This is a genomic window from Bacteroides sedimenti (assembly GCF_040365225.1).
Lineage (GTDB): Bacteria > Bacteroidota > Bacteroidia > Bacteroidales > Bacteroidaceae > Bacteroides > Bacteroides sedimenti.
On the sequence record NZ_AP028055.1, the window covers coordinates 2649550 to 2672837 of the forward strand.

The 23288-nt window shown below is 39.6% G+C and carries 21 protein-coding genes and 5 tRNA genes; 21 read left to right on the plus strand and 5 right to left on the minus strand.

Annotated features, from left to right (window positions below; genetic code table 11):
* Positions 1-124: 124 nt before the first annotated feature.
* Positions 125-535, minus strand: coding sequence for a 30S ribosomal protein S12 (gene rpsL / locus ABWU87_RS10555; RefSeq protein ID WP_353330534.1), 411 nt, complete (start codon positions 533-535; stop codon positions 125-127).
* A 190-nt stretch (positions 536-725) separates the two neighbouring features.
* Positions 726-1034 carry a DUF3467 domain-containing protein gene (locus tag ABWU87_RS10560; RefSeq protein ID WP_353330536.1) on the minus strand — a complete coding sequence of 103 codons (309 nt, stop codon included), beginning with the start codon at positions 1032-1034 and terminating at the stop codon, positions 726-728.
* 665 nt (positions 1035-1699) lie between these two features.
* Between ABWU87_RS10560 and ABWU87_RS10565 the strand changes: the two genes are divergently transcribed.
* The 3 genes from ABWU87_RS10565 (at position 1700) to ABWU87_RS10575 (ending at position 5416) form a co-directional block, all read left to right on the plus strand.
* Complete coding sequence (locus ABWU87_RS10565) at positions 1700-2377, plus strand: porin family protein (protein ID WP_353330538.1); 678 nt, start codon at positions 1700-1702, stop codon at positions 2375-2377.
* 83 nt (positions 2378-2460) lie between these two features.
* On the plus strand, positions 2461-4923 hold the full coding sequence (gene priA / locus ABWU87_RS10570; RefSeq protein ID WP_353330540.1) for a replication restart helicase PriA: 2463 nt from the start codon (positions 2461-2463) through the stop codon (positions 4921-4923).
* A 10-nt stretch (positions 4924-4933) separates the two neighbouring features.
* On the plus strand, positions 4934-5416 hold the full coding sequence (locus ABWU87_RS10575) for a low molecular weight protein-tyrosine-phosphatase (RefSeq protein WP_353330542.1): 483 nt from the start codon (positions 4934-4936) through the stop codon (positions 5414-5416).
* A gap of 64 nt (positions 5417-5480) precedes the next feature.
* Here ABWU87_RS10575 and ABWU87_RS10580 read toward each other — a convergent pair whose 3' ends face one another.
* Positions 5481-7580 carry an HD family phosphohydrolase gene (locus tag ABWU87_RS10580; RefSeq protein WP_353330544.1) on the minus strand — a complete coding sequence of 700 codons (2100 nt, stop codon included), beginning with the start codon at positions 7578-7580 and terminating at the stop codon, positions 5481-5483.
* Positions 7581-7726: 146 nt separating this feature from the next.
* On the opposite strand from ABWU87_RS10580, the gene gltX reads away from it, so the two are divergent.
* Together gltX and ABWU87_RS10590 are read left to right on the plus strand one after the other, a co-directional pair.
* Positions 7727-9247, plus strand: coding sequence for a glutamate--tRNA ligase (gltX, locus tag ABWU87_RS10585; protein ID WP_353330546.1), 1521 nt, complete (start codon positions 7727-7729; stop codon positions 9245-9247).
* A gap of 9 nt (positions 9248-9256) precedes the next feature.
* Positions 9257-10477, plus strand: coding sequence for a 3-deoxy-D-manno-octulosonic acid transferase (locus ABWU87_RS10590; protein WP_353330548.1), 1221 nt, complete (start codon positions 9257-9259; stop codon positions 10475-10477).
* 79 nt (positions 10478-10556) lie between these two features.
* Here ABWU87_RS10590 and ABWU87_RS10595 read toward each other — a convergent pair whose 3' ends face one another.
* Positions 10557-11069 (minus strand): gamma carbonic anhydrase family protein, encoded by a 513-nt coding sequence (locus tag ABWU87_RS10595; RefSeq protein WP_353330550.1) that lies wholly within the window; start codon positions 11067-11069, stop codon positions 10557-10559.
* A gap of 33 nt (positions 11070-11102) precedes the next feature.
* A complete protein-coding gene (locus ABWU87_RS10600; protein ID WP_353330552.1) occupies positions 11103-12884 on the minus strand; it encodes an aminopeptidase P family protein in 1782 nt (593 codons plus the stop codon).
* Positions 12885-13148: 264 nt separating this feature from the next.
* Here ABWU87_RS10600 and rpsU point away from each other — a divergent pair, with 264 nt between their 5' ends.
* The 16 genes from rpsU to rpoB all read left to right on the plus strand — a co-directional run bounded on the left by rpsU (position 13149) and on the right by rpoB (position 23273).
* Positions 13149-13340 (plus strand): 30S ribosomal protein S21, encoded by a 192-nt coding sequence (rpsU, locus tag ABWU87_RS10605; protein ID WP_073402398.1) that lies wholly within the window; start codon positions 13149-13151, stop codon positions 13338-13340.
* 75 nt (positions 13341-13415) lie between these two features.
* A complete protein-coding gene (gene xerA / locus ABWU87_RS10610; RefSeq protein ID WP_353330555.1) occupies positions 13416-14297 on the plus strand; it encodes a site-specific tyrosine recombinase/integron integrase in 882 nt (293 codons plus the stop codon).
* A 15-nt stretch (positions 14298-14312) separates the two neighbouring features.
* A complete protein-coding gene (hpf, locus tag ABWU87_RS10615; RefSeq protein WP_353330556.1) occupies positions 14313-14612 on the plus strand; it encodes a ribosome hibernation-promoting factor, HPF/YfiA family in 300 nt (99 codons plus the stop codon).
* Positions 14613-14710: 98 nt separating this feature from the next.
* A tRNA-Thr gene (locus ABWU87_RS10620) sits at positions 14711-14784 on the plus strand.
* A 13-nt stretch (positions 14785-14797) separates the two neighbouring features.
* Positions 14798-14880, plus strand: a tRNA-Tyr gene (locus ABWU87_RS10625).
* Between the two features lie 29 nt (positions 14881-14909).
* Positions 14910-14982 (plus strand) — tRNA-Gly (locus ABWU87_RS10630).
* Positions 14983-14989: 7 nt separating this feature from the next.
* Positions 14990-15061: transfer RNA gene (locus ABWU87_RS10635), tRNA-Thr, on the plus strand.
* Positions 15062-15113: 52 nt separating this feature from the next.
* On the plus strand, positions 15114-16301 hold the full coding sequence (tuf, locus tag ABWU87_RS10640; protein ID WP_353330558.1) for an elongation factor Tu: 1188 nt from the start codon (positions 15114-15116) through the stop codon (positions 16299-16301).
* A gap of 45 nt (positions 16302-16346) precedes the next feature.
* Positions 16347-16419: transfer RNA gene (locus ABWU87_RS10645), tRNA-Trp, on the plus strand.
* Positions 16420-16435: 16 nt separating this feature from the next.
* Positions 16436-16639, plus strand: a complete 204-nt coding sequence (gene secE, locus ABWU87_RS10650; RefSeq protein WP_353330560.1) for a preprotein translocase subunit SecE — start codon at positions 16436-16438, stop codon at positions 16637-16639.
* 12 nt (positions 16640-16651) lie between these two features.
* Positions 16652-17194 (plus strand): transcription termination/antitermination protein NusG, encoded by a 543-nt coding sequence (gene nusG, locus ABWU87_RS10655; RefSeq protein WP_353330562.1) that lies wholly within the window; start codon positions 16652-16654, stop codon positions 17192-17194.
* A gap of 55 nt (positions 17195-17249) precedes the next feature.
* The gene (rplK, locus tag ABWU87_RS10660; protein ID WP_353330564.1) at positions 17250-17693 is read left to right on the plus strand and encodes a 50S ribosomal protein L11; all 444 of its coding nucleotides are present in this window, start codon (positions 17250-17252) and stop codon (positions 17691-17693) included.
* 15 nt (positions 17694-17708) lie between these two features.
* Positions 17709-18407, plus strand: coding sequence for a 50S ribosomal protein L1 (rplA, locus tag ABWU87_RS10665; protein WP_353330566.1), 699 nt, complete (start codon positions 17709-17711; stop codon positions 18405-18407).
* Positions 18408-18421: 14 nt separating this feature from the next.
* Entirely contained in the window at positions 18422-18934 is a 513-nt protein-coding gene (gene rplJ, locus ABWU87_RS10670; protein WP_353330568.1) for a 50S ribosomal protein L10, read from the plus strand.
* A gap of 47 nt (positions 18935-18981) precedes the next feature.
* Entirely contained in the window at positions 18982-19356 is a 375-nt protein-coding gene (rplL, locus tag ABWU87_RS10675; protein WP_353330570.1) for a 50S ribosomal protein L7/L12, read from the plus strand.
* Positions 19357-19460: 104 nt separating this feature from the next.
* Entirely contained in the window at positions 19461-23273 is a 3813-nt protein-coding gene (gene rpoB, locus ABWU87_RS10680; RefSeq protein WP_353330572.1) for a DNA-directed RNA polymerase subunit beta, read from the plus strand.
* The last annotated feature ends 15 nt before the right edge of the window (positions 23274-23288 follow it).

Here is a 23288-nt window from a genome sequence, read left to right on the forward strand (position 1 = left end):
TTGGTTGCACCATTGTCTTCAACATCCCCGCCGGGGTATTTACTCAACCTTTTATAGCTTATTCCAACAAATCAAAACGGAATTTAATAATTTTGTTTTTAATCAGTTCGGCAAACGATTGAAATTACTTTTTCTTTCCTTTTGCTGCTGCAGCTGGTTGTCCTGGTTTTGGACGCTTAGCTCCATACTTAGAACGTCTTTGAGTACGGCCTGCTACACCTGCGGTATCAAGTGTACCACGAACGATGTGATAACGCACACCCGGAAGGTCTTTCACACGACCACCACGCACCAATACGATTGAGTGTTCTTGCAAGTTGTGACCTTCTCCCGGAATATAAGAGTTTACTTCCTTTTGGTTTGTCAGGCGCACACGAGCCACTTTACGCATTGCAGAGTTAGGCTTTTTAGGGGTTGTAGTATAAACTCTCACACAAACACCACGTCTTTGAGGACATGAGTCTAGCGCAGGAGATTTACTTTTTTCAACCAAAACGGCCCTTCCTTTTCTTACTAATTGCTGAATTGTAGGCATTTTTAATTGTTTTTGAATTATTATATTATTGTTATATTAATTTCGTTTGAATACATTTTGGGGTGCAAAAATACGAATTATATTTGAATAACCAATTGATTATCCAAAGTTTTTTCTCATTATCAGGTAAAAATAGACTTTTAAACGTCCAAAACACAATCACCTGAAGCACAAAGTTTTTTTGTTATAGCTAGGCATCACCTGCAAGGCCGGATATAGGTTGTGCCGCACTATCTTCATTCAGACGAATCGGTCCAAATGAATTTTCATATTTACGTACGTTATCCTCCAAAGCACGCATCAACCTTTTTGCATGTTCCGGAGTCAGTATAACACGACTCTTTACACCAGCTTTTGGTAACCCTGGCATTACCCGAATAAAATCGACAATAAACTCAGAACTAGAGTGGGTAATCACAGCAAGATTTGCATAAATTCCTTGAGCCACATCGTCACTCAATTCTATTTGCAACTGATTTGTTGGGGTTTCATTATTCATTTTCTCGGTTATTTTATCTTTATTATTATGCGCAAAGATAGTAAATAGATATTAAATTAATGCGTATCAACATCTTATTTTCTTTACTTTTAAGCAATAAAGCATGATAAATAACATTCTAAAACAGATAAAAACAACAACCCGATATGGGCAAACATTAACCAACCCTTCTTCTCGTCAAGAACTTCGTCTCCCATTAATTGCAAAAATGATTTTAAACAAAAAAACTTTATATTGATTTGCACATCCAAGCATAATACATAATAGTACCAATACCTCTTTTTGTGTAATAAATTCCTATTAGCATGACAAACTCATAGGAAAAAGACTCTTTATATGCATAGGGGAATAATTTGTCACCCCCTTCCACAAATGGTTTCAGACAACATGCAGCTTTTACCCCCCTAAAAAACCCCGCCATCTTTTCTCTGTTTACAATATTATATATGCAAGAATGAAAAAAACCGGCAATCAACTATATATCTGCTACTTACAAACAATAAAAGTAAATAATAAAATATAGCAGACTTCTCTCCAGCGATATTTAATGTACGATTGTATTACCTTTTATAAAGAAAACAAACTTAGTTTAACACCAGTAAACAATTAAATATTCCGAAATTTTTATATAAATTTGCAGACATCCACAAAATTATTATCGAATTATGAAAAAAATTTCAAGCATTATTTTGATAGCTGTATGCATGCTAATGGCTATCCCAACACAAGCACAAATAAAATTAGGTGTAAAAGGCGGTGTAAACCTTTTAAATGCAGATTTTTCAGGGTTAAGCAGCAATTTCAAGACTGAAAATATGGGCGGTTTTTTTGTCGGACCAATGGTAGATATGACAATCCCTCTTTTAGGATTAGGGCTTGACGGGTCTTTACTTTATGCAGAAAAGGGCACAAAGTTCACAAACACGATCACGAATAAAGACTTGACCAACAAACAAAAAACCATTGAGGTTCCGGTTAATCTGAAGTATTCAATTGGATTAGGAAGTACAGCAGGCATATTTTTAGCAGCAGGTCCAAATTTCTCTTTTGATATAAACAGTGACAACCTAACAACAGACTTAACTGAGCTTGCATCTCAGACAATCTCAGGGAATTTACCTTCTATAGACAGAAAGAACTCCGAAGTTTCTGTAAATATCGGTGGCGGTTTAAAACTATTAAATCATCTACAGATTGGGTTAAATTACAATCTCCCTCTGACAGATTCTGCTAAACAAAATTTCTCAAACGGAGATTTAAGCGAACTTTCAGGGATTATCAGCGGTTCGTCATTCAAAACTAAAAATAAGATTTGGCAGGTTTCCGTAGCCTACATTTTCTAAATAATCTGCCTGATACAAAAAAGGGGGCTCTTCTTCTCGGAGAGCCTCCTTTTTTGTATCTTTGTCTTTTAAACTGAGAGATAGTGAAAAAATTTGCAGATGTTATATTACCTCTTCCTTTACGCCAGCTGTTTACTTATTCCTTGCACGAAGATATAGCAGAGAATGTACAGATTGGATGCCGGGTGATTGTTCCTTTCGGGCGCAAGAAGTTCTATACCGCAATTGTATACAACATACATTATTGTGCACCTGAAGCATACGAAACAAAAGAGATAACAACTGTTCTCGATGCAAATCCAATTCTATTTCCTGTTCAGTTCAAATTCTGGGAATGGATTTCCTCCTATTACCTATGTACGCAAGGTGACGTTTTTAAGGCGGCATTACCATCTGGGTTAAAGCTGGAAAGTGAAACAATCATAGAGTACAACCCCGATTTTGAAAGTACATCACCGCTATCAGATCGCGAACAACTTCTACTCTCTTTGCTCGAAAAAAAACCAGAACAGACTGTCAGCCTTCTGGAAAAGGAAAGCGGATTGAAGAATCTGTTGCCAGTTATTAAATCCTTGCTCGATAAGGAGGCTATTTTTGTAAAAGAAGAGCTGAAGCGGAATTACCAGCCTAAGATGGAACTTCGAACGCGTCTCAATAATAATGTTAAAGGGGAAGTCTATTTACAGAAACTCTTCGACGATCTGGCGCGCGCACCTAAACAATTGGCGCTTTTAATGAAGTATCTGGAGCTATCACAGTACCTAAAAGATGTGACGCAGCTAAAAGAAGTAAGCAAAAAAGAGCTTATTAGAAAGGCCGAAGCCTCACCTGCTGCTTTCAACGGGCTGGTCGAGAAAAAAATATTTGAAGTATACCGCCACGAAATCGGACGATTAGATTCTTCCTCACATACTACTATCGACCTGAATCCGCTGAATGAGAATCAACAACAGGCGTATCTGCAGATTTTGGATAGTTTTAAGGAAAAGAATGTCTGCCTGCTGCACGGAGTAACCTCGAGTGGAAAGACAGAAGTCTATATTCACCTGATTGAAAAGACAATAAAGGAAGGAAAACAGGTGCTATACCTGCTTCCGGAAATAGCATTGACCACCCAAATAACCGAACGACTGAAACGGGTTTTCGGAAACAGGTTGGGAATATACCATTCCAAATTCTCGGATGCCGAACGGGTAGAAATCTGGCAAAAGCAGCTGAGCAATGAAGGATACGATATTATACTGGGGGTGCGTTCGTCCATATTCTTGCCGTTCCAGAACCTAGGATTAGTAATCGTGGACGAAGAACATGAAAACACTTATAAGCAATACGACCCTGCTCCGCGCTACCATGCCCGCAACGCTGCCATCGTCCTTGCCTCTTTTTATGGAGCTAAGACTTTATTGGGCACAGCAACCCCGTCGGTCGAAAGCTACTTCAACGCTACAAACGGGAAATATGGGTTGGTAGAACTGAATGAACGATATAAGGATATTGAATTGCCCGAAATTCTGTCAGTAGACATCAAAGAACTCGCCCGAAAAAAAAGAATGAGCGGACAGTTCTCACCCGTACTGCTTGCCCACATCCGCGAAGCGCTGGAACGCAAGGAACAGGTAATCCTCTTTCAGAACCGCAGAGGGTTTGCCCCGATGATTGAATGCAAAACCTGCGGCTGGGTGCCCCGATGCAAGAACTGCGATGTGAGCCTCACCTACCATAAAGGAATGAACCAGCTCACCTGCCACTATTGCGGATACACCTATCAGCTGCCCCGTTCGTGTCCTGCCTGCGAGAGTGTGGAACTCATCAATCGCGGCTTTGGAACCGAGAAGGTGGAGGATGATATAAAAGCACTTTTCCCACAGGCAAAGATTGCCCGCATGGACATGGATACCACTCGCACCCGAACAGCTTACGAGAAGATTATTGCAGATTTTGAACAAGGGAAAACAGATATACTGGTCGGCACCCAGATGGTATCAAAAGGGCTCGACTTTGAACGTGTTAGTGCGGTTGGTATCTTGAATGCCGACACCATGCTCAATTATCCCGATTTCCGTTCGTACGAAAGGGCCTTCCAGTTAATGGCACAGGTATCGGGTAGAGCCGGAAGGAAGAACAAGAGGGGATTAGTTATCTTGCAGACAAAGTCGATCGACCACCCCATCATTAATCAGGTTATCCACAATGACTACCAGCAGATGTATACCGCTCAGCTGGCCGAACGCCAGATGTTTCGCTATCCGCCGTACCACCGATTGGTATATGTATACCTAAAAAACCGGAATGCCGATTTGCTGGATACCATGGCACGTACCATGGCCGATAAGCTTAGGGCCATTTTCGGAAGCCGCATCCTAGGACCCGACAATCCGCCTGTGGCACGCATCCAGTCGCTCTTTATCAAAAAAATAATTGTGAAGATCGAAAACAATGCCTCAATGGAAAAAGCCCGCACACTACTCTTGCAGGTACAGAAAGAGATGGTGGAGGATGAGCGTTTTAAATCGCTGATTGTATACTACGATGTAGATCCTTATTAATAATATATATATGAAGAAATATAGAATCCTGTTTGTTTGTCTTGGAAATATCTGCCGTTCTCCACTGGCAGAGGGTATAATGCAAAGTTACCTGGAAAGGGAAAGTATGGAAAGCCAGATTGAGGTCGACTCGGCCGGCATTCTGAGTATTCACCGCGGTGAACTGCCCGACCCCCGCATGCGTGCCCATGCAAGCAGACGCGGATATAATCTGGTAAGCCGCTCTAGACCGGTGGTGACTGACGACTTCGACAAATTCGACCTAATTCTGGGAATGGACGACCGCAATATTGATGACCTCAAAGATCTGGCTCCCTCTATTGAGGCACAGCAAAAAATTCGCAGGATGGCAGATTTCTGCAGAAATATCCCGGCAGACCATGTGCCCGACCCCTTTTTCGGCGGTGCATCCGGCTTTGAACGAGTGCTGGATATTTTGGAAGATGCCTGCGAAGGGTTATTGGAACATTTAAAAAAGAAGCTGAAGGATTAATTATCTCTTGTACAAAAGAATGCAATCTTCTGTACAAAAGAATAGATTCTTCTGTACAGAACAATTAATTGTTTTGTACAGAAGAGAATGAATCTGTCGACTCATCTGTATTTTTTAATTCCGGATAACTCACCCGCGTGTGGTAAATGGTACGTAGCTTCTCCTTAAACACCCATTTCACGGTGGCAATATCTTTAAAGGTAATAGGACAGTATTTAAAGCAACCTTCGGCCATCTGTCCGTCAATAATCTTATCAACAAGTTCGCTGATGGACTCTTCTGTGTATTCCGGCAGACTGCGCGAGGCGGCTTCCACCGAGTCCGCCATCATTAGGATGGCCGTTTCCTTGGAGAACGGATTAGGTCCGGGATAGGTAAACACAGATTCGTCAACCTCCTTGTCAGGAAAATCATTGAGGTACGAAACATAAAAATACTTCGTTTTCCCTGTGCCGTGATGTGTTCTGATAAAGTCCTTAATCACTTTGGGTAAATTATTTTTTTCAGCCAGTTTCAACCCATCCTGCACATGACTGATTACAATCTGGGCACTCTGTTCATAACTTAATGACTTATGCGGATTAACGCCCGACTGGTTTTCCGTAAAGAAAGCCGGATTCACCATTTTACCAATATCGTGATAAAGCGCTCCTGTTCTTACCAGCTGACTTTTTCCTCCTACCCTGATGGCTGCCTCTGCGGCAAGATTAGCCACTTGCATGGAGTGCTGGAAAGTACCTGGCGCCACTTCAGACAGTTTACGCAACAGTGGATTGTTTATATTTGAAAGCTCTACCAGCGTAACATTCGAAGTGAATCCGAATATCTTCTCGAAAAGGAAAAGCAACGGATAGGCAAACAGCAACAAGGCACCATTAATTGCAAAGCTTAGATACATGCTAAGATCCAGCTTTGAAAGGTCGTTCTCCTGAATTAATTCTAAAGAAAAATACAATACAGCATAGCTAAGTACAATCAGGAAAGCTGTTCTAAAAAGCTGAGAACGCTGCGACAGCTCCCTCAGGCTATATATGGCAACAATTCCGGCTGTGAGTTGCAGAAGAATAAATTCGTAAGGATAACGCAAGGTTATGGAACAAAGCAAAATAGTTACTGCATGAGTCATAAATGCCGTTCGCGAATCGAGGAACACCCTAATCACAATTGGCAATATGGCATAAGGTAGCATATAGACATTAAAGAATTTGAACTTTACCATCAAGGCCGTTAGTACAGTAAAGAGAATAGCCAGGGCAAAGAGCAGTGTCAGCCCTCCTTTGTGCTGATAATAATCTTTTCTGAAAAGATCCAGATAAAGCATGAAATAAAGCATTAATATACTGACAAAAAGCAACTGTCCTCCTAAAATAAGTCGTTGCTGTTCTATGGAAGCGCTTCTCTTTATCGATTCTTTCTTTAAAGAGTCCAGAATTCTAAAAGTGCGTTCATTTATTATCTCTCCTCTATCAATAATCTTTTGTCCCGATTGCACGATGCCGGTAGCCCATGCTACTGTACTCAGCAACTCTTTTTTCACTTCGTCCGACTTCTTCTTATCGTACCTCAGATTTGGTATGATATAGTTATCCAAATCACATTGCCTGAGTATCTCTTTATCAAAATGCACAGGGTCCAGGTTCAGCAAATATTCATAAGCCGATTTAATGGTATAAAGTTCTGAAACAGGTTTACCATTAGCCATTTTCTCTTCGGCTACCATTATAGACTTAATATTAGCTTGTTCAAGTCCGGTCATCTCGTTACTTGGTACAATACCTACATTGTAAACATGTTGCAGAGCTTCGATTATATGTTTATAGTAAACGGCAGAAAGTATGTTATTTTTCTGCTTATACTGATAGTCTGTTTTTACTTTTGCAAAGGCTTTTTGCGCTATAGCTTGATCATAAACAAAATAAGGTTTATAAAACCTCAGAACACTATCCTGCTCTTTCTTTACGAGGGCTTCATCTTTGTATACAGGAAAGTCAAAAGAAGCAGTCAGCAGTCCATACTTCCAGGGCTTATCAATGTCAAATTGATAGTTAAACTTCCCGCTACGAGGTAAAAAGTAGACAATAACAACTACAGTGGCTAAAAAAATCAGCGACTTATATAACAAATCTTTATATGAAGTACGGCTTCTATTCTTTAACTTTTTCATTTTACTCCTATTTTTGGCGAAATTTACAAAAAAAAATGATACGATTTCTTTTTTTTATCATAAAGACCAATACTAAGCAGGAAGTTATGCTGTTAGTTCAAAAAAAATAGATTAATTTTGCCTCCGTTTCACATTATTATAGCATTATGGCAGAAAGAAAAATAAGAGTTCGTTTTGCTCCAAGTCCAACCGGAGCATTGCATATTGGAGGAGTACGCACTGCGTTATATAATTATTTGTTTGCCCGTCAGCATGGCGGAGAGATGATTTTTCGTATTGAAGATACAGATTCTCAACGTTTTGTTCCCGGAGCGGAAGAATACATTATTGAATCTTTCAAATGGTTAGGCATTAAGTTCGACGAAGGTGTAAGTTTCGGTGGAAACTATGGCCCTTACCGACAGTCGGAACGCAAAGATATATACAAAAAATATGTAAACATTCTACTTGAAAACGGGAAGGCTTATATCGCATTTGATACTCCGGAAGAACTGGATGCCAAACGCGCGGAAATACAAAACTTTCAGTACGACGCGTCTACTCGCATGTCCATGCGCAATTCACTGACACTTTCTGCCGAGGAAGTTAAATCTCTGATTGACTCCGGCAAGCAATATGTGGTCAGAATGAAAATTGAGCCCAACGAGGATGTGGTTGTAAACGATATCATCCGCGGAAAAGTGGTTATTAACTCCACAATTCTGGACGATAAGGTATTATACAAATCGGCGGATGAACTGCCAACCTATCACTTAGCAAATATTGTGGACGACCATTTGATGGAGATTTCTCACGTCATTCGTGGCGAAGAGTGGCTCCCTTCGGCCCCATTGCATGTACTTCTGTACCGTGCATTCGGCTGGGAAGATACTATGCCTGAATTTGCTCATCTTCCACTCCTGCTGAAACCGGATGGAAACGGAAAATTAAGCAAACGTGATGGAGACCGTCTTGGCTTCCCGGTATTCCCATTGCAATGGAATGATCCAAAAACCGGTGAAATCTCATCCGGATACCGCGAATCAGGCTATTTGCCCGAAGCTGTTATCAACTTCCTGGCTCTTCTGGGCTGGAACCCAGGCAACGACGAGGAAATCATGAGCATAGACGAGCTTATAAAGATGTTCGATTTGCACAGATGCAGCAAAGCCGGTGCGAAATTCGATTACGAAAAAGGAAAATGGTTCAACCATCAGTATATACAACTGAAACCCAATGAAGAAATAGCATCTTTATTTCTGCCTTTCCTCAAGGAAGAAGGTGTAGACGCACCTTTTGAAAAGGTAGTTACCGTTGTGGGTCTTATGAAAAACCGGGTGAATTTCGTGAAAGAGCTTTGGGATCAATGCAAGTTCTTCTTTGTTGCACCGACAGAATACGACGAGAAAACTGTAAAGAAACGCTGGAAAGAAGATTCGCCTGCTCAAATGACCGAATTGATGCATGTATTAGAAGGAATTGATGATTTCTCTCTTGAAAATCAGGAACAGATTGTTATGGACTGGATTACAAGCAATAATTACCACATGGGAAATATCATGAATGCTTTCCGTTTGACACTGGTTGGAGAAGGAAAAGGACCTCACATGTTTGATATCTCGGCTCTGCTAGGCAAAGAAGAAACCATTGCCCGAATGAAAAGAGCAATCGATATGATAAAGAAATAAAAAACAGACATGCTTTATAATTTAGGAATTTATATATACTCAATGCTAATTCATCTGGTTGCGCCTTTCAGTAGAAAGCCCCGCAAAATGATGAAAGGACACTGGGTTGTATATGAACTGCTTCGTCAACAGAAAGAGAAAGACGCTAAGTACATCTGGTTTCATGCAGCCTCTTTAGGGGAATTTGAACAAGGTCGTCCTTTGATTGAAAGAATCAGAGAGAGGTATCCGGAATACAAAATATTGCTCACATTCTTTTCTCCGTCTGGTTACGAAGTACGAAAAAACTATCAGGGTGCAGACATCGTCTGTTATCTGCCAATGGATAAACCACGCAATGTTAATAAGTTCCTTGATATCATCCAACCATGCATGGCTTTTTTCATTAAATACGAATTCTGGAAAAACTACCTGGATGAGCTGCACAAGCGTCAGATTCCTGTATACAGTGTATCTTCCATTTTCCGTAAAGAACAGGTCTTTTTTAAGTGGTACGGCGGACTTTACCGCAAGGTCTTGTCGGACTTTGACCAGCTGTTTGTTCAGAACGAAACATCAAAACGCTTTCTGGCAAAGATTGGAATTAACAAGGTTTCTGTTGTAGGCGATACCAGATTTGACCGTGTACTTGAGATACGCAAGGAAGCAAAGGACCTCCCTTTGGTAGAAGCTTTTAAAGGAGACTCTTTAACTATTGTTGCCGGCAGCTCGTGGGCGCCCGACGAAGATCTTTTTATTGAATATTTCAACACTCATCCGGAAGTAAAGCTCATTATTGCGGCTCACGTGATAGACGAAAATCATCTGGTGGAGATTATCAGCAAACTGAAACGCCCATATGTGCGTTATTCTAAGGCTAACGAGAAGAATGTTGTGAACGCAGACTGCTTAATCATTGACGGATTCGGGCTGCTCTCTTCCATATACAGATATGGTGAAATAGCTTATATTGGTGGAGGTTTCGGTGTTGGGATCCACAATATTCTTGAGGCTGCTGTATATGGGATACCTGTAATATTCGGTCCGAAATATCAGAAATTCATGGAAGCCAGAGATTTAATTGAAGAGAAAGGGGCATTCTCAATCGAGAATTATGAAGAACTTAGCCAGCTGCTCGACAAAATGATTTCAGATAAGGAATTTCTAAAAGAAAGTGGTTCAAATGCAGGCAACTATGTAACTCGTAACTTAGGAGCAAGCGAGCGAATATTAAGTCAAATTAAACTTTAAAATTTACATATATAAAAAGCGTCCGGCTATTATGTCTCTGACATACTTTTAGCCGGACGCTTCTGTTTTTATCGCAAGTTTACTTATACCAATCAGAGTACATCAGATAGTTGTGCGCAATCTTCTCGTTAAGTTCTTTTGCTTGTTCTGGGTCCACCTTTTTAATAAACTTTGCAGGGACACCTCCCCAGATGCTTCCGGGTTCAATCACTGTGTTGCTTAGAACTAACGAACCAGCAGCCACAATAGCCCCTTCGCCTATCACCGCATGGTCCAGAATGGTGGAACCCATGCCTACCAACGCATAATCTTTGATTGTAGCACCATGAATCGTTACATTGTGCCCCACAGAAACATTATCGCCAATCTCAATGGTCGATTTTTCATATAAGGTGTGCAAAACGGTACCATCCTGAATGTTTACCCGATTTCCAATGCGGATGGAATTTACATCCCCTCGCAAGATAGTACCAAACCAGATGCTACATTCACTCCCCATCTTCACATCACCAATAATCGTAGCATTATCTGCCAGGAAACAATTCTCACCAAATTCGGGAGTAAAGCCTCTCACTGATTTTATCAATGCCATTTTATTCTATTGTATAATTAAACAATTAAGACATTAAATCGCCAATGTCTTTTCTCTTAACCAGGCAATTTCCTCTGCATTCAGCGTAGGGCTCAATCTTTCAAAAACAACCTGGTGATAATAGTTCAGCCAATTAATTTCAGTATCGGAGAGAAGGGATTTAATGATGCCTTTAGTACAAATAGGACAAAGAGTCAAAGTCTCGAAACGATAAAACTCTCCAAATTCTGTTTCCACATCCTTGCATACTAATGTCAGATTTTCAATCCGAATGCCATGACGTCCACCTTTATAAACTCCTGGCTCGTTAGAAGTAACCATACCTGGCACTAACAATACCGGCACCTCATTCAGACGAATGCTTTGCGGCCCTTCATGAACACTCAGAAAATGTCCAACCCCGTGACCTGTTCCATGCAGATAATTCATTCCCCTCTGCCATAAGGCATGACGCGCCAGAACATCAATCTGAGCCCCACGGGTACCATAAGGGAATTTACAGGTTGCAATAGCAATATGACCTTTCAACACCAAAGTATAGTCAATTTTTTCTTCTTCGGTCAATGAACCTAAAGCGATAGTGCGGGTAATATCTGTTGTTCCATCAAGGTACTGGGCACCCGAGTCGAGCAATAAAAAGCCTTCGGGCTTTAAAACGGAACATGATTCGGGAGTAGCAGAGTAATGTACAATAGCTCCGTGTTCCTTATAACCGGCGATAGTATCGAAGCTTTCTCCCATATATAAATCTTGTGCAGCCCGGAATTCGTGCAATTTCTCATCAATTGTCAGTTCTGTTTCATGCCCTGTCGGAACCGCCATTTCAAGCCAGCGAAGGAATTTCACCATGGCTACACCATCACGAATCATAGCTGCATGAATGCCTGCAATTTCAGCCTCGTTTCTTACCGCTTTTAATAAGGCGATTGGAGAGGAACCACGAACAATCTTACAAGATGGATTAACTGCAGAGAACACATCATAATTCGTTCTTGCAGGATTGATTAACAATGACGAAGCGGTCAGCTCATTCAATGCACTGTTTATCTCATCATAACCACGCACTTCAACCTGCTGAGTGGATAAATACTCACTTACATCAGCTGTCAGCTTTTCAGGTGCGATAAAGTATATTGTTTTCTTATCGGTAATAAGCAAATAGCTAACCACAAAAGGATTACACTTAACATCACGACCTCTCAGGTTCAATGCCCATGCTATTTCGTCAAGGTTTGAAATAAGCAGGCTTTCAACATCAACTTTTTCCATTTTCTGACGAATCTGCGCAATTTTATCAAGGCATGAAACACCGGAATATTGAGTTTCATAAATGAAAGCCGGGTCCTGGGGCATCAGAGGTCTGTCAATCCATATAGATTCAAAAGGATCTAAACTGGTCTCGACAGCAATATTCTTTTTCGATAAAACATTCTTCATTTCTTCAACATCTGAAACAGAGAACATTTTTCCATCAATTCCCAGAGTTGAACCAACGGCCATTTCACTTGTCAACCATTCAATTATAGAAGGGGTTTCAGGAAGTCCATCTTTAAAAAGTGTAATGCCCGAGCCCTCAAGTTGGTCAGCAGCTTGAAGGAAATAGCGGGAATCAGTCCAAAGACCAGCCTTTTCAAGAGTCACAACAACTGTTCCTGCTGATCCTGAAAAACCTGAAATCCATTCTCTCGATTTCCAATGAGAGGCAACATATTCACTGAGGTGAGGATCGGTACTTGGTATAATAAATGCCGAAAAATTATTCTCCGAAAGCAGTCCTCTTAATGAGGCAATACGCTCTTTTATGCTTTGTTCCATAATCACATTATAAAGATGTTTAACATTACTCGCAAAGATACACATCTTTTTTATATTTTTCTGGTTAAGAAAGAACTATGTTTCGCTTTACAATATCAACTTAACAACTAATTAATCAGTTAAAAGAACTTTCTTAAATAAACTTTGTTATTGAATTTTAGAATAATTATTAGCCGAAAGTTTTGTGAATAAAGAAACTATATGTAATTTTGCCGCGCAATTTAAGTGCAGAATTTATAAAAACAACATATTAATAAAAGTAAAATGATAGTAGTACCTGTAAAAGAAGGCGAAAACATCGAAAAAGCGCTGAAGAAATTCAAAAGAAAATTTGAAAAAACCGGAGTAGTTAAAGAATTAAGAAGCAGACAACAGTTTGACAAACCATCTGTAACTAAAAGGTTTAAGAAAGAACGCGCTGTATACGTTCAGAAACTTCAGCAAGTAGAAGAATAATAATTCATCACTTCTCTTGAATTATTAGATTATTTTTCATACATTCGTTGCAGGATTATTAACGCAACGATTCATATGTTAATTGACTCTTTTCTAAAGTATCTTGAATTTGAGAAAAATTACTCGCCTCAAACCATAAAAAGTTATAAGGCCGATTTAATTCAATTTGAAGAATATTTTAAAAACTTAAGTGAGGAGTTGTCACCTACAAACGTTGACACTGATATAATACGCCAATGGATAATCAATCTAATGGACGAAGGATATACAGCATCATCAGTAGGTAGAAAACTTAGTTCATTAAGATCGTTTTACCGATTTCTATTAATAAAGAAAGAAGTTACAATAGATCCAACCAGAAAAATTGTTGGGCCAAAAAAGAAAAAAGCACTTCCGTACTTCTTAAAAGAAAGCGAAATAAACAGAATTATTGATGAGAATGATTATAAAGAAGGTTTTATTGGTGCTAGAGACCGAATGATTATAGAAATGTTTTACGCCACAGGCATCAGACTTTCAGAATTAATCGGATTAAATGACACAGATATAGATTTCTCGCAATCACTCATAAAAGTAACAGGAAAAAGAAACAAACAAAGACTTATTCCTTTTGACAAGGAGCTAAAAGAGTCGATGATTGAATACATTAACATAAGGAATAACACCCTCACTGAACAGCCCGAAGCTTTTTTCGTTAGAGAAAGTGGGCAGAGGTTATACAGTGGAATAGTTGAAAAGTTAGTAAAACGACAATTATCAAAGGTTGTAACGCTAAAAAAAAGAAGCCCACACGTATTGAGACACACTTTTGCAACAGCAATGTTGAACAATAAAGCAAATCTCAATGCCATCAAGGAGATTCTTGGACACTCAAGCCTAGCAGCTACTGAAGTGTACACGCATACAACATTTGAGGAGTTAAAAAACAACTATAACCAGGCTCACCCAAGAGCCTAAAAAAAGGAGGTATGTATGGAAACTAGAATTCAATCAATTCACTTTGATGCGTCAGAGCAATTACAAACTTTCATCCAAAAGAAAGTTGCAAAGTTAGAGAGATTATACGATGATATAAAAGTTGTGGAGGTGTCACTAAAAGTTGTAAAACCTGAAACAGTAAAAAACAAAGAAGCAGGAATAAAAATCACAATTCCTAACTATGAATTTTACGCCGATAAGACTTACGATACATTCGAAGAGTCAATTGATGAAGCATTAGACGCTTTATCTAAACAATTGGTCAAATACAAGGAAAAACAACTGAATAAATAGAGAAAAAAAAGACAAATAACTTTGCAGTTATAAAATAAATACCTAAATTTGCAGCCGTTTCGCTTAGATTAACGTAACGGTTGCATTTTTAAGATAACGCCTCTTTAGCTCAGTTGGCCAGAGCACGTGATTTGTAATCTCGGGGTCGTTGGTTCGAATCCGACAAGAGGCTCAAAAATTGTTAAGGGCAAATACCAGAGTGGCCAAATGGGGCAGACTGTAAATCTGCTGTCTTTCGACTTCGGTGGTTCGAATCCATCTTTGCCCACAAAACACAAAGCGCCGCTTTGAAAGACTGCGGAAGTAGCTCAGTTGATAGAGCATTAGCCTTCCAAGCTGAGGGTCGCGGGTTTGAGCCCCGTCTTCCGCTCTTTTTCGCTGTTGTAGCTCAGTGGCAGAGCACTTCCTTGGTAAGGAAGAGGTCACGGGTTCAACTCCCGTCAACAGCTCACAAAAAATGTATGTGCTGATTATTAATCAAATAAATAAACAAGTAAAGCTATGGCTAAAGAGAAATTTGAACGTACCAAACCGCACGTTAACATTGGTACTATCGGTCACGTAGACCACGGTAAAACGACTTTGACTGCAGCTATCACTACAGTGTTAGCAAAGAAAGGTCTTTCTGAATTGCGTTCTTTCGATTCAATCGACAACGCTCCTGAAGAAAAAGAAAGAGGTATTACTATTAATACTTCACACGTTGAGTATCAAACAGCTAACCGTCACTACGCACACGTTGACTGTCCAGGACACGCCGACTACGTAAAGAACATGGTAACTGGTGCTGCTCAGATGGACGGTGCTATCATTGTAGTTGCTGCAACTGATGGTCCTATGCCTCAAACTCGTGAACACATCCTGTTAGCTCGTCAGGTAAACGTACCAAAATTGGTAGTTTTCATGAACAAATGTGACATGGTTGAAGACGAAGAAATGTTGGAACTTGTTGAAATGGAAATGAGAGAACTTCTTTCATTCTATGAATTTGATGGTGACAACACTCCTATCATCCGTGGTTCTGCTCTTGGTGCACTTAACGGTGTTGAAAAATGGGAAGACAAAGTTATGGAATTGATGGATGCTGTTGACACATGGATTCCACTTCCTCCACGTGATGTTGATAAACCATTCTTGATGCCGGTTGAAGACGTGTTCTCTATCACAGGTCGTGGTACTGTAGCAACAGGTCGTATCGAAGCAGGTATCATCAAAACTGGTGAAGAAGTTCAGATCATCGGTCTTGGTTCTGAAGGAAAGAAATCAGTTGTAACTGGTGTTGAGATGTTCCGTAAGATTCTTGATGAAGGTCAGGCTGGTGACAACGTAGGTTTGTTACTTCGTGGTATCGACAAAGAAGAAATCAAACGTGGTATGGTTATCTGCCACCCGGGAAAAATTACTCCTCACACTACATTCAAGGCTGAGGTTTATATCCTGAAGAAAGAAGAAGGTGGTCGTCACACACCATTCCACAACAAATACCGTCCTCAGTTCTACCTTCGTACATTAGACTGTACAGGTGAAATCACTCTTCCAGAAGGAACTGACATGGTTATGCCAGGTGATAATGTAACAATTTCAGTTGAACTTATCTACCCAGTAGCTCTTAACTTAGGTCTTCGTTTCGCTATCCGTGAAGGTGGACGTACAGTAGGTGCTGGTCAGATCACTGAAATCTGTGACTAAATAAAAAATATCAGTTCTTGGTTTCATATCAAGAACTGATTATTTACGGGAGTAGCTCAGTTGGTAGAGCACCGGTCTCCAAAACCGGGTGTCGGGAGTTCGAGCCTCTCCTCCCGTGCAAATATATTATATATATGAAAAAAATAGTAGATAAAGTAATATCTTACTTCAAAGAAACTTACAACGAACTTGTGCATAAAGTATCGTGGCCTACGTATTCAGAACTGACTAACAGTGCAGTGGTTGTTTTATATGCTTCCCTACTCATTGCAGTGGTAGTTTTCGTAATGGACTCATGCTTCCAGCATTTGATGGAAGGTTTCATTTATCCACATTAACATAGGAGAAAAATGTCTGAGATTGAAAAGAAATGGTATGTTTTGCGTGCCATTAGCGGAAAAGAAAGCAAGGTAAAAGAATATCTTGAAGCTGATATCAAAAACAGCAACCTTGGTGATTATGTATCTCAGGTATTGATTCCTACTGAAAAGGTATATCAGGTTCGCAACGGGAAAAAAGTTGTGAAAGAGAGAAATTATCTGCCTGGATACGTTTTAGTGGAGGCAGCTCTTGTTGGTGAGGTAGCTCATCATTTAAGAAATACTCCTAATGTAATCGGTTTCTTAGGTGGTTCGGATAACCCTACCCCTCTGAGACAGTCAGAAGTGAATCGTATACTTGGTACAGTGGATGAACTACAAGAATCGGGAGAAGAAATCAATATCCCGTATATAGTAGGAGAGACTGTAAAAGTAGCTTTTGGTCCATTCAGCGGATTCAGTGGTACCATTGAAGAAGTGAATAACGAAAAGAAGAAATTAAAGGTTATGGTAAAGATATTCGGGCGAAAAACTCCGCTTGAATTAGGCTTTATGCAAGTAGAAAAGGAATAACATGGGTTACGCCGTGTTGTGCCTTAATTAATGTTTATATAAATAAATTAAAAAAATGGCTAAAGAAGTTGCTGGACTAATCAAATTACAGATTAAAGGAGGCGCTGCAAATCCATCACCTCCCGTTGGACCTGCTTTAGGTTCTAAAGGGATCAATATTATGGAATTCTGCAAGCAATTCAATGCCAGAACCCAAGACAGAGCAGGTAAAATATTACCTGTCGTTATTACTTATTATGCAGACAAGTCTTTTGATTTTGTAATCAAGACTCCTCCTGTTGCTATCCAGTTATTGGAAGTAACTAAGCTTAAGAGTGGTTCTGCTGAGCCTAACCGTAAAAAGGTTGCTGAGATTACTTGGGACCAAGTACGCACAATTGCTCAGGACAAAATGACTGACTTGAACTGTTTCACTGTAGAAGCTGCTATGACTATGGTTGCTGGTACAGCTAGAAGTATGGGTATCACTGTAAAAGGGGAATTCCCAGGTAATAATTAATAATCTTCAATTATAATGGGAAAACTGACAAAAAATCAAAAGTTGGCTGCCGCTAAAGTTGAAGCAGGGAAAGCATACTCACTAAAAGAAGCTTCAGCGCTTGTAAAGGAAATCTCTTTTACAAAGTTTGATGCCTCATTAGATATTGATGTACGTTTAGGTGTAGATCCACGTAAAGCAAACCAGATGGTTAGAGGTGTAGTTTCACTTCCTCACGGAACTGGTAAAGAGATTAAGGTCTTGGTTCTATGTACACCTGATGCTGAAGCCGCTGCAAAAGAAGCAGGTGCTGATTATGTAGGTCTTGATGAATATATTGAAAAGATCAAAGGTGGATGGACTGATATTGATGTAATTATCACTATGCCATCTATCATGGGTAAAATAGGTGCTTTGGGTCGTGTACTTGGTCCTCGCGGATTAATGCCTAACCCAAAAAGTGGTACTGTGACTATGGATGTTGCCAAAGCAGTAAAAGAAGTAAAACAAGGTAAAATCGACTTTAAAGTAGACAAAACAGGTATTGTTCATACTTCTATTGGTAAAGTTTCATTCGATGCAGATAAAATTCGCGACAACGCAAAAGAATTTATTTCTACATTGCTTAAACTAAAACCAACTGCAGCAAAGGGCACATATATTAAGAGTATTTATCTTTCTAGTACAATGAGTTTAGGTGTTAAAGTAGACCCTAAATCAGTTGAGGAAATCTAATAAAAGGAGGAATAATGAGAAAGGAAGATAAACAAACAGCAATTGAACAAATTGCTGCAACTACAAAAGAATATTCCCACTTCTACTTGGTAGATACAACTGCAATGAATGCAGCTGCTACAAGCGCTCTTAGAAGAAAATGTTTCCAATCTGACATCAAATTGATGGTGGTTAAGAATACATTGCTTCTGAAAGCATTGGAAAGCCTGGAAGTAGATTATTCTCCTTTGTACGGATCAATGAAGGGCAACACAGCCGTGATGTTCACTAACACCGGTAATGCTCCTGCTAAATTGATCAAAGACGTAGCTAAAGACGGAATCCCTGGACTGAAAGCTGCATATGTAGAAGAAAGCTTCTATATTGGTGCTGATCAATTAGAAAATCTTATCAGTATTAAGAGTAAAAATGAAGTTATTGCTGATGTTATTGCCTTGCTGCAATCTCCAGCCAAGAATGTTATTTCTGCTCTTCAATCAGGTGGAAACACCCTTCACGGAGTACTCAAAACTCTTGGTGAAAGATAATATCAAAACAAATTATTTAGTAAATTAAACATTAAAATCATACAAAAATGGCAGATTTGAAAGCTTTTGCAGAACAATTAGTTAACTTGACAGTAAAAGAAGTTAATGAACTTGCTACTATCCTTAAAGAAGAATACGGTATTGAACCTGCTGCTGCAGCTGTTGCTGTTGCTGCTGGTCCTGCTGCTGGTGCAGCTGCTGAAGAAGAAAAAACTTCTTTCGATGTAGTATTGAAAAGTGCAGGTAGCGCAAAATTACAAGTAGTTAAAGCAGTTAAAGAAAATTGCGGTCTTGGTTTGAAAGAAGCTAAAGACTTAGTTGATGCTGCTCCTAGCGTAGTTAAAGAAGGTCTTGCTAAAGCAGACGCTGAAGGATTGAAAAAAGCATTAGAAGAAGCTGGAGCTGAAGTTGAACTTAAATAACATTAGCCTGTTTATCAGGTAATTCGGTTAAGAGCCCTCCGAAAGAGGGTTCTTAACCTTTTTGTGTATATATTTATAAATAAGTTCTACAAATCCATTAACAGATGTCTTCAAATACTGTAAATCAAAGAGTTAATTTTGCTTCTATCAAGAATCCATACGGATATCCAGATTTCTTAGAAGTACAATTGAAGTCATTCAAAGACTTTCTACAATTAGACACCCCGCCCGAAAAGCGCAAAAATGAGGGATTGTACAAGGTATTTGCTGAAAACTTTCCCATAGCCGATACAAGAAATAACTTTGTGCTTGAGTTTTTGGACTACTATGTTGATCCACCTAGATATACAATCGACGATTGTATCGAACGAGGCTTAACATACAGCGTTCCATTAAAAGCCAAACTCAAGCTATACTGTACAGATCCAGACCATGAAGACTTTGACACTGTTATTCAAGACGTGTTTCTTGGTCCGATTCCGTATATGACAGACAAAGCTACATTTGTCATAAACGGAGCAGAACGTGTAGTTGTTTCTCAGCTCCATCGTTCACCTGGTGTATTCTTCGGTCAAAGTGTTCATGCAAACGGTACAAAACTTTATTCAGCTCGTATCATCCCATTCAAAGGGTCATGGATTGAGTTCGCAACAGACATCAATAATGTCATGTATGCGTATATTGATCGCAAGAAAAAATTGCCAGTAACAACTCTACTAAGAGCGATCGGCTTTGAAAATGATAAAGATATTCTTGAGATCTTTAATCTGGCAGAAGATATAAAAGTAAGCAAGAGTAACCTCAAAAAAATTGTTGGTAGAAAACTTGCAGCAAGAGTACTCAAAACATGGGTGGAAGATTTTGTAGATGAAGACACCGGTGAGGTTGTGTCAATCGAACGTAATGAAGTTATTATCGATCGTGAGACTATACTTGAGACAGAACACATTGACGAAATAATCGAATCGGGCGTTCAAAATATCTTGGTTCATAAAGAAGAACCAAATCAGTCTGATTATTCTATTATCTATAATACTCTTCAGAAAGATCCAAGTAACTCTGAAAAAGAAGCTGTATTATATATTTACAGACAACTTCGTAACGCAGACCCTGCTGACGATGCAAGTGCACGCGAAGTTATTAATAACCTATTCTTCTCAGAAAAGAGATATGATTTAGGTGAAGTTGGTAGATACAGAATCAACAAAAAGTTGAATCTTAGCACCAACATGGATGTTAAAGTCCTGACAAAAGAAGACATTATTGAAATCATCAAGTATCTGATTGAGTTAATTAACTCAAAAGCAGACGTCGATGATATTGACCACTTAAGTAACAGACGTGTACGTACAGTGGGCGAACAGCTATCCAATCAATTTGCAGTTGGATTAGCTCGTATGTCGCGTACTATAAGAGAAAGAATGAATGTCAGAGATAATGAAGTGTTTACGCCAATTGATTTGATCAATGCAAAAACTATATCTTCAGTAATCAACACATTTTTCGGAACAAATGCATTATCTCAATTCATGGATCAAACCAATCCATTGGCTGAAATCACACACAAAAGACGTATGTCAGCCCTTGGTCCAGGTGGTTTGTCGCGTGAAAGAGCCGGATTTGAGGTTCGTGACGTTCATTACACACACTACGGTCGACTTTGTCCTATTGAAACTCCTGAAGGTCCAAACATTGGTTTGATTTCATCTTTGTGTGTATATGCAAAAATTAATGATCTCGGCTTTATTGAGACTCCTTACAGAAAAGTTGAAGAAGGTAAAGTTGACATTACTTCAAACGGAATTATTTACCTTTCAGCAGAAGAAGAGGAAGGTAAAATCATTGCCCAAGGAAATGCTCCATTGGATGACGATGGTAAATTTATTAATAACCGTATCAATAGCCGTCAGGATGCGGACTTCCCAGTTGCAGAGCCATCTGAAGTTGAATTGATGGACGTAGCGCCACAACAAATTGCTTCAATTGCAGCATCACTAATCCCATTCTTGGAACATGATGATGCTAACCGTGCATTGATGGGATCTAACATGATGCGTCAGGCTGTACCATTGTTGAAATGTGAATCTCCAATCGTTGGTACTGGTATTGAGAAACAATTAGTTCAGGATTCACGTACTCAGATTACTGCAGAAGGCGATGGTGTAATTGAATTTGTTGATGCAACAGTCATCCGAATTCGTTATGACAGAACAGAAGAAGAAGATTTTGTAAGCTTCGAAAGCGCAGTTAAAGAGTACAGAATTCCTAAATTCCGTAAGACGAATCAGAATATGACAATTGACCTTCGTCCAATTTGTACAAAAGGACAAAGAGTCAAAGAAGGAGATATACTTACAGAAGGTTACTCAACTCAAGGCGGAGAACTCGCACTTGGTAAAAACCTTCTTGTAGCATTCATGCCTTGGAAAGGATATAACTATGAGGATGCTATTGTACTTAATGAACGAGTTGTTCGGGATGACATTCTAACATCGGTTCACGTTGAAGAATACTCACTTGAGGTGCGTGAAACTAAACGTGGCATGGAAGAATTAACCTCTGACATACCGAATGTAAGCGAAGAAGCCACTAAAGACCTCGATGAAAACGGTATTGTGCGTATTGGCGCAAGAATTCAACCGGGGGATATCCTAATTGGTAAAATCACTCCAAAAGGTGAGTCAGACCCATCTCCAGAAGAAAAACTCCTAAGAGCAATCTTCGGTGATAAAGCTGGTGATGTTAAAGATGCTTCGCTTAAAGCTTCTCCTTCATTAAAGGGAGTTGTAATTGATAAAAAACTGTTCTCAAGAGTTATAAAGAACAGAAGTTCTAAGCTTGCAGATAAAGCATTGCTTCCAAAGATTGACGATGAGTTCGAAGCAAAAGTCGAAGAACTGAAGCAAATTCTGATTGAAAAGCTCTTGGTTCTGACTGAAGGCAAAACTTCCCAGGGAGTTAAGGATTACTTAGGAGCTGATGTAATTAGTAAAGGAGCACCTTTCACAGCATCTGATCTGAGAAACTTGGATTATACTTCTATTCAGATAAGCAAATGGACGGCAGATTCTCACAAGAATGATATGATTCGTGATCTGATTTTGAATTACTTGAAAAAGTACAAAGAATTAGATGCAGAGCTGAAACGCAAAAAATTCAGCATCACAATCGGAGATGAACTTCCTGCAGGTATTATCCAGATGGCCAAAGTATATATTGCTAAGAAACGCAAAATTAGCGTGGGTGATAAGATGGCCGGACGACACGGAAATAAAGGTATCGTTTCAAGAATCGTAAGACAGGAAGACATGCCGTTCCTTGCAGACGGAACTCCAGTAGACATCGTTCTGAACCCACTTGGTGTACCTTCTCGTATGAACCTTGGACAGATATTCGAAACTGTACTTGGTTGGGCTGGTAGAGAACTTGGTGTTAAGTTTGCAACGCCAATCTTCGACGGTGCAACACTCGAAAATATTACTGAATGGACAGATAAAGCAGGTGTTCCTCGCTTTGGAAAGAGTTATTTGTGTGATGGTGGTACAGGTGATCGCTTTGACCAACCTGCAACAGTTGGAGTAATCTACATGTTGAAACTAGGACACATGGTTGAAGATAAGATGCACGCACGTTCTATCGGACCATACTCATTAATCACTCAGCAACCTCTTGGTGGTAAGGCTCAGTTTGGTGGTCAGCGCTTCGGAGAAATGGAAGTTTGGGCACTGGAAGCATTCGGTGCATCACACATTCTTCAGGAAATCCTGACAATTAAATCTGACGACGTAGTTGGACGCTCAAAAGCTTATGAAGCTATTGTAAAAGGCGAACCAATGCCACAGCCAGGTATTCCAGAATCTCTCAATGTATTATTACATGAATTAAGAGGTCTTGGACTGAGCATCAACTTAGAATAATTAATAGATAACTCT

Coding starts and splice junctions, on each gene's coding strand:
- rpsL (WP_353330534.1), bottom strand. CDS start 535: ATGCCTACAATTCAGCAATTAGTAAGAAAAGGAAGGGCCGTTTTGGTT.
- ABWU87_RS10560 (WP_353330536.1), bottom strand. CDS start 1,034: ATGAATAATGAAACCCCAACAAATCAGTTGCAAATAGAATTGAGTGAC.
- ABWU87_RS10565 (WP_353330538.1), top strand. CDS start 1,700: ATGAAAAAAATTTCAAGCATTATTTTGATAGCTGTATGCATGCTAATG.
- ABWU87_RS10575 (WP_353330542.1), top strand. CDS start 4,934: ATGAAGAAATATAGAATCCTGTTTGTTTGTCTTGGAAATATCTGCCGT.
- ABWU87_RS10580 (WP_353330544.1), bottom strand. CDS start 7,580: ATGAAAAAGTTAAAGAATAGAAGCCGTACTTCATATAAAGATTTGTTA.
- gltX (WP_353330546.1), top strand. CDS start 7,727: ATGGCAGAAAGAAAAATAAGAGTTCGTTTTGCTCCAAGTCCAACCGGA.
- ABWU87_RS10590 (WP_353330548.1), top strand. CDS start 9,257: ATGCTTTATAATTTAGGAATTTATATATACTCAATGCTAATTCATCTG.
- ABWU87_RS10595 (WP_353330550.1), bottom strand. CDS start 11,069: ATGGCATTGATAAAATCAGTGAGAGGCTTTACTCCCGAATTTGGTGAG.
- ABWU87_RS10600 (WP_353330552.1), bottom strand. CDS start 12,884: ATGGAACAAAGCATAAAAGAGCGTATTGCCTCATTAAGAGGACTGCTT.
- rpsU (WP_073402398.1), top strand. CDS start 13,149: ATGATAGTAGTACCTGTAAAAGAAGGCGAAAACATCGAAAAAGCGCTG.
- xerA (WP_353330555.1), top strand. CDS start 13,416: ATGTTAATTGACTCTTTTCTAAAGTATCTTGAATTTGAGAAAAATTAC.
- hpf (WP_353330556.1), top strand. CDS start 14,313: ATGGAAACTAGAATTCAATCAATTCACTTTGATGCGTCAGAGCAATTA.
- tuf (WP_353330558.1), top strand. CDS start 15,114: ATGGCTAAAGAGAAATTTGAACGTACCAAACCGCACGTTAACATTGGT.
- secE (WP_353330560.1), top strand. CDS start 16,436: ATGAAAAAAATAGTAGATAAAGTAATATCTTACTTCAAAGAAACTTAC.
- nusG (WP_353330562.1), top strand. CDS start 16,652: ATGTCTGAGATTGAAAAGAAATGGTATGTTTTGCGTGCCATTAGCGGA.
- rplK (WP_353330564.1), top strand. CDS start 17,250: ATGGCTAAAGAAGTTGCTGGACTAATCAAATTACAGATTAAAGGAGGC.
- rplA (WP_353330566.1), top strand. CDS start 17,709: ATGGGAAAACTGACAAAAAATCAAAAGTTGGCTGCCGCTAAAGTTGAA.
- rplJ (WP_353330568.1), top strand. CDS start 18,422: ATGAGAAAGGAAGATAAACAAACAGCAATTGAACAAATTGCTGCAACT.
- rplL (WP_353330570.1), top strand. CDS start 18,982: ATGGCAGATTTGAAAGCTTTTGCAGAACAATTAGTTAACTTGACAGTA.
- rpoB (WP_353330572.1), top strand. CDS start 19,461: ATGTCTTCAAATACTGTAAATCAAAGAGTTAATTTTGCTTCTATCAAG.